Origin of the sequence: Nonomuraea terrae (assembly GCF_004348995.1) — a bacterium.
GTDB classification, from domain to species: Bacteria; Actinomycetota; Actinomycetes; order Streptosporangiales; family Streptosporangiaceae; genus Nonomuraea; species Nonomuraea terrae.
Genome location: NZ_SMKQ01000116.1, coordinates 1 through 12,076, shown reverse-complemented (window position 1 = coordinate 12,076; position 12,076 = coordinate 1). Strand labels below are relative to the sequence as shown.

Annotated in this window: 12 protein-coding genes; 11 read left to right on the top strand and 1 reads right to left on the bottom strand. The window is 72.9% G+C overall.

All coding sequences use genetic code 11. From position 1 onward, the window contains the following. Window positions 1–25 precede the first annotated feature (25 nt). From E1286_RS29325 to E1286_RS29295, 7 genes are all read left to right on the top strand, one after another. Complete coding sequence (locus E1286_RS29325; RefSeq protein ID WP_132617602.1) at window positions 26–457, top strand: DUF350 domain-containing protein; 432 nt, start codon at window positions 26–28, stop codon at window positions 455–457. 114 nt (window positions 458–571) lie between these two features. Next, entirely contained in the window at window positions 572–1,696 is a 1,125-nt protein-coding gene (locus E1286_RS29320) for a PucR family transcriptional regulator (RefSeq protein WP_132617634.1), read from the top strand. Window positions 1,697–1,799: 103 nt separating this feature from the next. Further along, window positions 1,800–2,696, top strand: coding sequence for an ACP S-malonyltransferase (locus E1286_RS29315; RefSeq protein WP_132617600.1), 897 nt, complete (start codon window positions 1,800–1,802; stop codon window positions 2,694–2,696). After that, complete coding sequence (locus E1286_RS29310; RefSeq protein ID WP_132617598.1) at window positions 2,693–3,646, top strand: beta-ketoacyl-ACP synthase III; 954 nt, start codon at window positions 2,693–2,695, stop codon at window positions 3,644–3,646. Before E1286_RS29315 ends, E1286_RS29310 begins: the two co-directional genes overlap by 4 nt. A gap of 78 nt (window positions 3,647–3,724) precedes the next feature. Next, window positions 3,725–3,964: an acyl carrier protein gene (locus tag E1286_RS29305; protein ID WP_055506111.1), complete on the top strand. Its 240-nt coding sequence runs from the start codon at window positions 3,725–3,727 to the stop codon at window positions 3,962–3,964. A gap of 38 nt (window positions 3,965–4,002) precedes the next feature. Further along, a complete protein-coding gene (gene fabF / locus E1286_RS29300; protein ID WP_132617596.1) occupies window positions 4,003–5,235 on the top strand; it encodes a beta-ketoacyl-ACP synthase II in 1,233 nt (410 codons plus the stop codon). Next, window positions 5,236–6,660: an acyl-CoA carboxylase subunit beta gene (locus E1286_RS29295; RefSeq protein ID WP_132617594.1), complete on the top strand. Its 1,425-nt coding sequence runs from the start codon at window positions 5,236–5,238 to the stop codon at window positions 6,658–6,660. A 129-nt stretch (window positions 6,661–6,789) separates the two neighbouring features. Here the strand turns inward: E1286_RS29295 and E1286_RS29290 are convergent, their stop codons facing one another. Continuing rightward, window positions 6,790–7,284: a DUF3145 domain-containing protein gene (locus tag E1286_RS29290; RefSeq protein ID WP_132617592.1), complete on the bottom strand. Its 495-nt coding sequence runs from the start codon at window positions 7,282–7,284 to the stop codon at window positions 6,790–6,792. Window positions 7,285–7,459: 175 nt separating this feature from the next. Here E1286_RS29290 and E1286_RS29285 point away from each other — a divergent pair, with 175 nt between their 5' ends. The 4 genes from E1286_RS29285 (at window position 7,460) to E1286_RS29270 (ending at window position 12,028) form a co-directional block, all read left to right on the top strand. Further along, on the top strand, window positions 7,460–8,473 hold the full coding sequence (locus E1286_RS29285) for a S8 family peptidase (protein ID WP_132617590.1): 1,014 nt from the start codon (window positions 7,460–7,462) through the stop codon (window positions 8,471–8,473). A gap of 72 nt (window positions 8,474–8,545) precedes the next feature. Next, on the top strand, window positions 8,546–9,082 hold the full coding sequence (locus E1286_RS29280; RefSeq protein WP_132617588.1) for an RNA polymerase sigma factor: 537 nt from the start codon (window positions 8,546–8,548) through the stop codon (window positions 9,080–9,082). After that, window positions 9,079–9,525: a hypothetical protein gene (locus E1286_RS29275; protein WP_132617586.1), complete on the top strand. Its 447-nt coding sequence runs from the start codon at window positions 9,079–9,081 to the stop codon at window positions 9,523–9,525. Before E1286_RS29280 ends, E1286_RS29275 begins: the two co-directional genes overlap by 4 nt. A 13-nt stretch (window positions 9,526–9,538) precedes the next feature. Continuing rightward, complete coding sequence (locus tag E1286_RS29270) at window positions 9,539–12,028, top strand: CHAT domain-containing protein (protein ID WP_132617584.1); 2,490 nt, start codon at window positions 9,539–9,541, stop codon at window positions 12,026–12,028. The last annotated feature ends 48 nt before the right edge of the window (window positions 12,029–12,076 follow it).

Sequence of the window (12,076 nt, the reverse complement as noted above, 5' to 3'; positions counted from 1 at the left end):
ACCGCACCACGTGATAGGAACTGACGTGACCCTTCTCGAAACCCTCGCCCGCGGCGCGGGCGCCATCGCCGCATACGCCGCCGTCGGCGTGATCCTGATGATCGTCGGTTTCTACGTGATCGACTGGGCCACGCCCGGCAAGCTCAGCGAGATCATCCGCCGCGAGCGCAACCCGAACGCCACCCTGCTCGCCTCCTCCGCCCTGGCCGCCGTCGGGCTCATCGTGGCCGCCTCCATCTGGGCCTCCGGCGGCCGGCTGGCGGAGGGCCTGGCGGGCACGGCCGTGTTCGGCCTGGTCGGCATCGTGGTGCAGACGGTCGCGATGCTGCTGTTCGACAAGGTCGTCGGCATCTCCGTACGCGAGCTCGTCAAGGAACCCGAGCTGCAGCCCGGCGCACGGGTGCTGGCGGTGACGCACGTGGCACTCGGCCTGATCACCGCGGTCGCCGTCATCTAGGCGGGTGATCCAGACAGGCGCGAACGCCCGTTCCGGACATCCTGCGGGACCTGGCACTCTAGAGGCGTGACAGACCGGACCAGGGAGGACACCACACGCAGGCTCGAGCGCGCCATGGGCGCGCTCGGCACCGCGGCGATGGCGCGCATGGACGAGCAGCTGCCGTGGTTCCGCGCGCTGAGCGCCGAGGACCGTTCCTGGGTGGGGCTGGTGGCGCAGGCGGGGATCGCCGCGTTCGTCGAGTGGTTCCAGCACGCGGGCAATGACCGTCCCACGCCCAGCATCGAGTTCTTCGGCACGGCTCCGCGCGAGCTGAAGCGGTCGATCTCGCTCCAGCAGACCGTCGACATCGTCAGGGTCGTGGTGGAGGTCGTCGAGGCCCAGACCGACGAGCTGGCCGCCCCCGGCGGGGAGGACCAGCTCCAGCAGGCCATGCTGCGCTACACCCGCGACGTCGCCTTCGCCGCCGCCCAGGTCTACGCCCGCGAGGCCGAGGCCAGGGGTTCGTGGGACGCCAGGCTGGAGGCGCTGATCGTGGACGCCCTCGTCCGCGGCGAAGTGGACGACGGGCTGCACTCCTGGGCCGCCGCGCTCGGCTGGACGTCCTCCCCCGTCGTGGTCATCGCCGGCCATGCCCCCGACGACGACCCGCGGGCGGTCATCGACGGCCTGCGCGAGAAGGGCCGCCGCATCGGCATGGACCTGCTGGCCGGGGTGCAGGCCGACCGGCTCATCGTCATCGTGGGCGGCGCCGGCAGCGTCGACGACGCGGCCAGGCAGGTGGTCTCCCGCTTCGGCGTCGGGCCCGTCGTCATCGGCCCCGAGGTGCCCGACCTGCACGCCGCCGCCCGCTCCGCCAGGGCGGCGCTGGCCGGGCTGAAGGCGTCCTGCGGCTGGCCGGACGCGCCGCGGCCGGTGCACGCCGAGGACCTGCTGGCCGAGCGCGCGCTCGACGGCGACGCCGACGCCCGCCGGCAGCTCATCGAGAACGTCTACCTGCCGCTCGCCGGCACGCCGCTGCTCGACACGCTGGCGACGTACCTGGAGCAGGGCACCTCGCTGGAGGCGACGGCGCGGCTGCTGTTCGTCCATCCCAACACCGTCCGCTATCGCCTGAAGAAGATCACCGAGCTGACCGGCTACCAGCCGACCGAGGGCAGGTCGGCCTTCACTCTTCAGGTGGGGCTCATCCTCGGCAGGCTCTCGGAGAGTGCCGAAACCTGGCGCGCTCTAACGTAATGCCGCTGAAATCCCCACTGTGGCCTTCCTACAAAAGACCCCGGACAAAGTTCGTACGGATCTCCATCCTCGTGTCGGAGTTCTACAGGGCATGGTGGGTTTTGTGCTTGTACTCGTCGCTCCGGGCCAAGGCGCCCAAACACCAGGCTTCCTGACTCCGTGGCTCGAGCTGCCCGGACTCGCCGACCGGCTCGGCGCCTGGTCCGAGGTGGTCGGGCTCGATCTGGTGGCCTACGGCACGACCGCCGGCGCCGACGAGATCCGCGACACCGCCGTCGCCCAGCCGCTGCTCGTGGCCGCCGCGCTGGCCTCCGCCGAGGCGCTCGGCGTGACGCCCGACGTGCTCGCGGGCCACAGCGTCGGCGAGTTCGCCGCCGCGGCCCTGGCCGGGGTGCTCACCCCGGAGCAGGCGCTCTCCCTCGTCCGCGACCGTGCCCAGGCCATGGCCAAGGCCGCCGCCGTCACCGAGACCGGCATGACGGCCGTGCTCGGCGGCGCCGAGGACGACGTGCTCGCCGCCATCGACCGTCACGGGCTGACGGCCGCCAACATCAACGGCGCCGGCCAGGTCGTGGCCGGCGGCACGCTGGAGCAGCTGGCCGCGTTCAAGGACGACGCGCCGGCCCGCGCCCGGCTCATCCCGCTGTCCGTGGCGGGCGCGTTCCACACCCGTCACATGGCCCCGGCCGTGGAGAGCCTGCGCGAGGCCGCGCAGCAGGTCACCCCCGCCGACCCGCGGGTCACGCTGCTCTCCAACGCCGACGGGCAGGCGGTCGCGAGCGGCGCCGAGTTCCTCGACCGGCTCGTCAAGCAGGTGAGCAACCCCGTCCGGTGGGGCTCCTGCATGGAGACCATGGCGGGTCTCGGCGTCACCGCGATGATCGAGCTGCTGCCCGGCGGCACGCTGACCGGCCTCGCCAAACGCGGGCTGCGCGGCGTGCGGACGGCGGCGCTCAAGACCCCAGACGACCTCGACGCGGCCAGGGAGCTGATCAAGTGAGGATCCCCGACATCGCCCCGGGCGCAAAGGTTCTGGCCCTGGGCCACTACCAGCCGGCCCACGTGGTGACCAACGACGACCTGGCCAAGACCATGGAGACCAACGACGAGTGGATCCAGTCGCGGGTCGGCATCAAGGAGCGCAGGGTCGCCAAGGAAGAGTCCGTCGAGGACATGGCGACCATCGCCGGCGGCAAGGCGCTGGCCGCCGGCGGCCTGTCCCCCGAGGACATCGACCTCGTCATCGTGGCCACCTGCACGCTGGAGACGCAGATCCCCAACGCCTCCGCGGTCGTGGCCAACCGCCTCGGCATCAAGTCGCCGGGCGCGTTCGACGTCAACGCCGCCTGCGCCGGGTTCTGCTACGCGCTCGCCACCGCCAGCGCCGCCGTGCGCGGCGGGGCGGCCAGGAACGTGCTCGTCATCGGCTCCGAGAAGCTGTCGCAGTGGGTCGACTGGACCGACAGGTCCACGGCCGTGATCTTCGCCGACGGCGCCGGCGCCGCGGTCGTCGGCCCGGCCGAGACGCCCGGCATCGGCCCCGTGGTGTGGGGCAGTTCCGGCGACAAGTTCGACGCCATCGAGATCAAGGGCCGCGCCGACTTCCTGCACCAGGAGGGTCAGACGGTCTTCCGGTGGGCCACCACCGCCCTGCACCCCGTGGCGCTGGAGGCGTGCGCCCGTGCGGGCGTCGACCCGTCCGAGCTGTCGGCGTTCGTACCCCACCAGGCAAACCTGCGCATCGTCGAGGCCATCGCCCGCAAGCTGGGCGCAGAAAAGGCCGTGGTCGCGCGTGACATCGTCCACGCGGGCAACACCTCGGCCGCCTCGATCCCGCTCGCGCTCTCGCGCATGCTGGAGCGCGGCGAGGTCCGCTCGGGCGGTCTCGCTCTCGTGCTCGGCTTCGGCGCGGGCCTGACGTACGCGGGGCAAGTGATCGAGATCCCCTGACGGGGTTCGCGGTCCATTTCATGAGCTTGTGCGGCCATGCCCGCACAGACACCAGGAAACCAAAGGAGAACTAGCGACATGGCTGCCACCGAGCAGGAAATCCTCGCGGGCCTCGGCAAGATCATCAACGAGATCACCGGCATTCCGGCGTCCGAGGTGACCCCCGAGAAGAGCTTCGTGGACGACCTCGACATCGACTCCCTGTCGATGGTCGAGATCGCCGTGGCCGCCCAGGACGAGTTCGGCGTCGAGATCCCCGACGACCAGCTCAAGAACCTGAAGACGGTCAAGGACGTCCTCACCTTCATCCAGGGCTGACCGAAGCACACCCATCTGATCAGTAAGGAGCGCGAAACGTGAGTGCGAACCGGGTACGTGTCGTCGTTACCGGGCTAGGCGCGACGACGCCCGTCGGTGGAGACGTCACCTCGTCCTGGACGGCGCTCCTCGCCGGTCAGTCGGGTGTCGAGACGCTCACCACGGACTGGATCGACGCCGTCCCCGTGAAGTTCGCGGGCACGGCGGCGGTCGATCCGGCCGAGGTGCTGCCGCGGCCCGAGGCCCGCCGCCTCGACCGCAGCGAGCAGTTCGCGCTGGTCGCCGCCAGGGAGGCCTGGCAGGACGCCGGCGCCCCCGAGGTGGCGCCCGAGCGGCTCGGCGTCGTGGTCTCCAGCGGTATCGGCGGCATCTCGACGACGCTGAGCGCGTACGACACGTGGCGTGAGAAGGGCTGGAACCGGCTTTCGCCGTTCACCGTGCCGATGCTCATGCCCAACGGCCCGGCCGCCTGGATCGGGCTCGACCTGAAGGCACAGGCCGGCGTGCACGCCACGGTGTCGGCCTGCGCCTCCGGAGCGGAGGCCATCGGCCACGCGATGGACATGATCAGGGTCGGCCGCGCCGACGTGGTGGTCGCCGGCGGCACCGAGGCCGCGATCCACGGCCTCAACATGGCGGCCTTCGCCGCCGCGCGGGCCATGTCCACCCGCAACGACGACCCGGCGGCCGCGTCCCGGCCGTGGGATCGCGCCCGCGACGGCTTCGTCCTCGGCGAGGGCGCCGGCATCGTGGTGCTGGAGTCCGAGGAGTACGCCAAGGCCCGCGGCGCGCGCATCTACGCGTACTGCGCGGGCGTGGGCTACTCCGCCGACGCCCACCACATCACCCAGCCGGAGCCCGAGGGCCGCGGCATCATCATGGCGATGACCCAGTCGCTCACCGACGCCGGCATCACCGGCCTCGACATCAAGCACGTCAACGCGCACGCCACCTCGACGCCCGCGGGCGACGTCGGTGAGGTGCAGGCGGTGGCCAAGGCCGTCGGCACCCACCCGCTGGTGACCTCGACCAAGTCGATGACGGGTCACCTGCTCGGCGGTGCGGGCGGCATCGAGTCCGTCTTCACCATCAAGGCCCTGCAGGAGCGGATCGTCCCCGCCACCATCAACCTCGACGACCTCGACGACGGCATCGATGTCGACCTCGTCCACGGCAAGAACCGCACACTGCCGGACGGCGACATCGCCGCGATCAACAACTCGTTCGGCTTCGGAGGCCACAACGTTTCCGTCGTCTTTAAGGGGGCTTAAATGACCGTGCTCGACAACCGGGTGGTGACCGACGGCTCCGATCAGGAGCCCGCCGATCCCCGCGACCCGGCCGTCCGCCTGGCCGCGCTGCTCGACGAGGGCTCGGTACGACTGATCACTCCCGAGGACAAGAGCGGCGTGCTGGCTGCCATGGGCCGCGTCGAAGGCGTCCCCGTCGTCGCCTTCTGCAGCGACGCCCGCTCCCAGGGCGGCGCCATGGGCAGCGAGGGTTGCGAGCACGTCGTGCACGCCTACGACGTGGCCGTACGCGAGCGGGTGCCGGTCATCGGCATCTGGCACTCCGGCGGCGCGCGGATCCCCGAGGGCGTGGAGTCGCTGCACGGCGTGGGCCGGGTGTTCGCCGCCATGACGAAGGCCTCCGGCGTCGTGCCGCAGATCTCCGTGGTGGTCGGACCGGCCGCCGGCGGCGCCGCCTACGGGCCCGCCCTCACCGACCTAGTCATCCTGGCCGACTCCGGCCGCATCTTCGTCACCGGCCCCGACGTCGTGCGCAGCGTCACCGGCGAGAACGTCGACAGCGCCGCCCTGGGCGGCCCCGAGCCGCACAGCAAGCGCAGCGGCGTCGTCCACGTCGTGACCAAGACCGAGACCGACGCGTTCGTCAAGGCGCGCCAGCTCACCACGCTGCTCGGCCACCAGGGCCGGGTGCGCAACGGCGAGATCGACGAGGTCGACTTCTCCGCGCTGCTGCCCGACTCCGCGCGCCGTGCCTACGACGTCAAGCCGCTGGTCAACGGCCTGCTCGACGAGCCGGGCATCGAGCTGCACCCCAAGTGGGCGCCCAACATCGTCACGTCGCTGGGCCGCCTCGGCGGCCGGACGGTCGGTGTGATCGCCAACAACCCGATGCGGCTCGGCGGCTGCCTCGACGCCACGTCCGCCGAGAAGGCCGCCAGGTTCGTACGTATGTGTGACGCCTTCGGTGTGCCGTTGGTTGTCATCGTGGACGTGCCCGGTTACCTGCCGGGCGTCGGCCAGGAGCACGACGGGGTCGTGCGGCGCGGCGCCAAGCTGCTCCACGCCTTCGCCGAGGCCTCCGTGCCGCGCGTCACACTGATGACCCGCAAGGCGTACGGCGGGGCGTACATCGCGATGAACTCCCGCGCGCTGGGCGCCACCAAGGTCTTCGCCTGGCCGACGGCCGAGGTCGCGGTCATGGGCTCGGTGGCCGCGGTGCGCATCCTCAAGCGGCGCGACATCGCCGCCGCCCCCGAGGAGGAGCGGGCCGAGCTGGAGCAGCGCCTGGCCGAGGAGCACGAGAAGCTCGTCGGCGGCCTGTCCAGGGCCCAGGAGGTCGGCGTCATCGACGAGGTGATCAAGCCCGAGGAGACCCGCGGCGCCATCGCCAAGGTCCTCGCCCAGGCCACCCCAGCCCGCGGCGCCCACGGCAACATCCCGCTGTAACCCTTCCGGCAACGGCGAGGGCCCCGCACGACGTCGTGCGGGGCCCTCGCCGTTCCGCTGTCATGGCGCACCTGGACGGAGCCGGGTGACGGGCACGCCGCGGCGACGGCCCGGGGCCGGCCCTCCCTGTCAGACGGCGGCGTGCAGCCAGCGGACGGGGGCGCCGTCGCCGGCGTACCTGAACGGCTCCAGCTCCTCGTCCCACGGCCTGCCGAGCAGCTTGTCCAGCTCCTCCTCCAGCACGCACCGCCCCTGCGCGGCCATCATCATCGCGGCGCGGAGCCGGTCCTCGGGGATCATGATGTCGCCGGAGGCGCCGATGGCCGCCGTGAAGGCGCCAAGAGTCGGCGTATAGGCATGGCGGGAGCCGTCCACACCAGGTGAGGCGTCCTCGGTGATCTCGAACCTGAGGCGCTGCCACCCCATGAGGGACGACGCGATGGCCGCCGCGATGCCGGGCCGGCCCTCCCATTCCGCCTGCGCGCGGACCACGTTGGGCGCGGCGGGTTGCGGCGTCCACGTCAGGTCTACGGGCACGCCAAGAACACCCGCGACTGCCCATTCGATGTGAGGGCACAGCGCGGGCTGAGCCGAGTGGACGTAAAGGACGCCACGAGCAGACACCGGACCTCCCGTTTCGGTACGAGGTGCGCCTTCCCCAACGGCCTCGCCCCAGGATGATCACAAGTGACTAGGGAGAGACTACCGTCGGTCGCCATCCGGCACCAGAGGGGGGCCATACCAAGTTGGTGCTGATGTGGCGGGTGACAGGCCGCCGAGCGAGGAAAGATACCGGCTCATGGAACTGGAATCTGTCGGCGCGGCGCTCATCCGCCCGGGTCAGGTGCTGATCGACCGCAGCGCGATGTCCGCCGCGGCGCGCTGGACCCAGGCGGTGTCGGAGGCCGACGGCGTCTGCGTGGTGCACCTGGCGCCCGGCGCCGACCCGTGCGAGGTCACGGCCGAGCTGCGCGACCGTGGCCTGCGGGCCTCGCCCAACCACGTGCTGCGCGGCCAGCCGCTGTTCTTCGGCGGCCCGGCCTCCCGTCCCTTCCCCGCCGAGCCCGTTCCCTTCAAGCACCGCCGCTCGCGTTCCGGCGTCGTCATCGGCCTGCTCGACACCGGCGTGGCCAAGCATCCGTGGTGGTCCGGCAGCGAGTGGTACGCCCGCCTCGCCCCCGAGCAGGCCGACGCCGCCGAGGGCGCGCAGGCCGGCCACGGCACGTTCCTCGCGGGCCTGCTGGCGCGCGGGGCCCCGGGCGCCGCGCTGTGCGTGGAGCGGGTGCTCGACGGCGACGGCCTCACCGATGAGGCGACCGTCGTCCGCGCCCTGCACCGCATGCGCGAGCGGCCGCCGCACGTGCTCAACCTCTCCTTCGGCTGCCACACCTTCGACGACCGGCCGCCGCCCCTGCTGACCGACGCCATCCGCGCGCTCGACGACACGGTGACCGTGGCCTGCGCCGGCAACACCGCCTCCGACCGGCCGTTCTGGCCCGCCGCGCTGCCGTACGTGGTCGGCGTGGCGGCCGTGGACGCGACCCTGCGGCGGCGGGCGCCCTACTCCGGTCACGGCACCTGGGTCGACGCGTGCGCTCCGGGCGACTGGCTGACGAGCAGCTATCTCGACACGACGGGGTTCAGCGGCTACGCCACGTGGAGCGGCACGTCGTTCGCCACCGCGCTGGTGGCGGGCGTGATCGCCGACGGAGCCGCGGACGAACCGGTCCGCGACGTCGCCGCCCGGCTGCTCGAGTCGGAGGAGGCCGAGCAAATTCCCGATCTGGGAGTTCTCGTCCGGGGGAATCTGTAGAGTTTACGCTCAGTCCCCAGACAACCACGAGGAGGCGTGACCGCCTCTTGGTGCCGGACGGAAGGAGGCCGCATGCGCGACGCACGCGAACCAGCGGAGCTGCTCCCGGCCGCGGCGGGGGGCGACCGGTCGGCGTGGGAGGAGCTGGAGTCGCGCTTCGGGCCGCGCATGTGGGCCGTGGCCCGTGCCTGCGGCCTCGGGCCCGCCGACGCGGCGGACGCCGTCCAGGGGGCCTGGCTACGACTGCTCCAGCACCTGCACACGATCAGAGAGCCGGCGGGGGTGGGCGCCTGGCTCATGACGACCGTACGCCGGGAGGCCCTGCAGCTCCTGCGCAAGGAGCGCGCGCTGATCTCCTCCGTCGAGGTGGTCGAAGAGGCCGACCCGGCCGCGGCCGTCCTGGAGGCCGACGACCGGCGCCTGCTCTGGAAGACGGTCTCCGCCCTGCAAGAGCCCTGCCGCAGCCTGCTCCAGCTCGTCGCCAACGACCTCGGCAACCAGCAGGTGGCTTTCCGGCTCGGGCTTCCCGTCGGCAGCGTCGGCCCGACGAAGGCCCGCTGTCTCGACAAACTGCGCACTCTGATCTCGACACAGGAGACGGCGCAATGATCAACGACGAGTATTTCCTGGCCGCCCTGCGGCTGGCCACCGGAAACGACCCGATCCCCGGTCATGTGTCCGCCGCCGCACGTGACGCCTTCGGGCTCAGGGTCCCCCATTCGGTGACCGCCGGGCCGGCGGAGTGCTCGGCCGTCCGGGGCGACCGCGACGACGACGGCTCCCACCTGGTGCGCTTCGTCGCCGCCGGGCTGACCTTCGACCTGGAGGTGAGCGAGGGCGACGGGCTCATCGACGTCGCCGGGCTCATCTCCCCCTATCCGGGCGAGGGCGCACTGGTCGACGTCAGGACGCCACACCTCACTCTCACCCGGCGCATCGCCCACACCGGCCATTTCGCGGCCACCGGCCTGCCTCCGGGCTGGATCAGCGTGGTGTGCCACCGGCCGGGCCAGGCGCCCGTCCAGACCACGTGGGTGCGCATCCGCCCCTGAATCCGCCGCGACCATGAGCACACCAGCGGACGAACCGGGCGACCTCGACCGGCTCGTCGCCGCGGCCGAGACCGCCATGCTACGTTCCCTGGTCGACCCCGAGGACGCGATGCGCGCGGGGCGCGTCATCCTCGATGCCGCCGGTCGGGCCGGCCACACGGAGGCCGAGGTCGTGGCGTTGCGGGCGATGGCGCTGGCCGCCCGCGAGCTGGGCGACCTGGAGGGCGCCGAACACCACCTGCGCCGGGCCATCGCCACCGCGGGAGCCCCGGCCGCGCGGGTCGCGCAGGCGCGGCTGTCGCTGGTCACCGTACGCACCGAGCGGGGGCATCCCCTGCAGGCGCTGCGCGTGGCGGCGCTGGCCTGGGTCTATCTGTCGCCGCTCGACCGCGCCAAGCTCGACACCCAGCGCGCGGTCGCCCTCGCCCATCTCGGACGCCACCAGGAGGCCACCGCCGCCTGCGACCGCGCGCTGCGCGCCCTGGCGAACGCGCCCGGCACCCTCGACGACCGCCGTTTCCTGGCCGGCGGGCTGCTCAACCGGGGCCTCATCCACGCCTACCGGGGCGACTGGGACGCCGCCATGCGCGACCTGTCCGCCTGCCTGGAGATCGCCGAGCAGGCCGGGCTGCGCCACCTGGCTCGCCTGTCCGCGGCCAACCTGCCCTTCCTGTCCGTACGCCGGGGCGACATCGCGGGGGCGTTCAAGCACTACCAGGAGGCCGAGGAGACCCTGTTCGGCTTCCCCGAGCGGCTGGCCACGATGCGGGCCGACTTCGCCGGCGCGTTGCTCGCCGTGCACCTGCCGGGGGAGGCCAGGGCGATGCTGAACCTGGCCGTACCCGATCTGGAGGCGGCGGGCGCGCACGTCGCGCTGGCCGAGGCCCGGCTGAAGCTGGCACAGGTCGAGCTGCTCACCGGCGACCCGCACCGGGCCGTACAGGTGGCCGAGCAGGCGGCGGCCGAGCTGGCCGCGCAAGAGCGCACGTCGTGGCTGCCGCTGGCCACGGAGGTGGTGCTGCGCTCCCGGCTGGCCCTCGGACCGGTCACACCGGAGCTGGTGGCCGAGCTGGTCGCGTGCGCCGACGCGCTGGAGGACGGCACCCACCCGGCGGACGCGGCGGCGCTGCGGCTGGAGGCCGCCGTCGCGGCGCTCGCCGTGGACGACCACCCGACGGCCTCGGCGCAGCTGACCCGGCTCACCCGGCACGCCGAGCGGCGCGAGCGGTGGGTGCCGGCCGGCACCCGGCTGACCGCGTTGTCCGCCGTGCCGACGTCCGCTCCTCCGATCCCGGCGCCGGTGCGCCAGCACGCGCTCGCGTTGCAGGCGTCGCTGCAGGAGGACGTCCCGGCGGCCTTCCACGCGCTGCGCGAGGGGCTGGCGGAGGTGAGCGGGCAGGTGGAGACGTTCGACGACCCGTCGGTACGCGCCCACGCGGCCAGGTCCGGGGAGCGGCTGGCGGCGTTCGGGCTGGGGCTGGCGGTGCAGAGCGGCGCCGTCGCGGAGGTGTTCGCGTGGGCCGAGCGGTGGCGGGCCGTGGCGGCGCCCGCCCACGCGTGCGCGCTCGCCGACCCCGAGCGGGTGCGGGCGGAGCTGGGAGAAGGCGTCCTGGTGGAGTACGTCGCCGACCAGGACACGTTGCTGGCCGTGCTGATCAGCGGGGAGCGGACGCTGCTGCGGCGGCTGGCCGACGTGCGCGAGGTCAAGGAGGCGATCGTCCGGCTCCGGTACGCGCTGCGCCGCCGGCACGAGGCCGGCGTGGAGGCCGCCGCGGAGGAGGTCGAACGGCTGCTGCTGCGGCCGCTGGCGGACCTGCTGGGTGACCGGCCGCTGGTGGTGGTGCCGGTGGGCGCGCTGCACACGCTGCCCTGGGGCGCGCTGCCGTGCCTGCGGGACCGCCCGGTGAGCGTGGCGGCCAGCGCCGCCGGCTGGGTCCGGGCGCGGGAGCTGCCTCGCCCGGACGGCACGCCGGTCGTGGTGGCGGCGGCCGGGCCCGCGCTGGCGCACGCCGAAGCGGAGGTGGAGCACGTGCTCGCCTGCCACCGGGGCGGGCGGCGGGTGCCCGCGCGCACCAAGGCGGTGCTGGAGGCCCTGGAGACGGCCGACGTGTTGCACCTGGCGGCCCACGGGGTGTTCCACGCGCGCAGCCCGCTGGTGTCGGGCATCACGCTGGAGGACGGCTCGCTGATGGCGTACGACCTGCTGGAGGCGCCGCGTTCGGCCGGGCTCGTGGTGTTGTCGGCATGCAACTCCGGAATGTCGCGTACGCCCATGGAGGGCGCGCCACTCGGCCTGCCGGGGACGTTCCTCGCCAAAGGGTCGTCCTGCGTGATCGCCGGAATGGTACCGGTACGTGACGAAACGGCACGGGCGCTCATGGGCATCTTCCACGAGCTCGTGGCGGCTGGTCAGCCGCCGGACGCGGCGCTGGCGTACGCGGCGGCCAAAACGGAGGAGGTGGGCTTCGTCTGCTTCGGCGCCGGCGATCTCGCCCTCTACTGACAACCCCCTCGAACCCCGCTGCCCAGCCGCTCTCTCTCCACTCCGCGG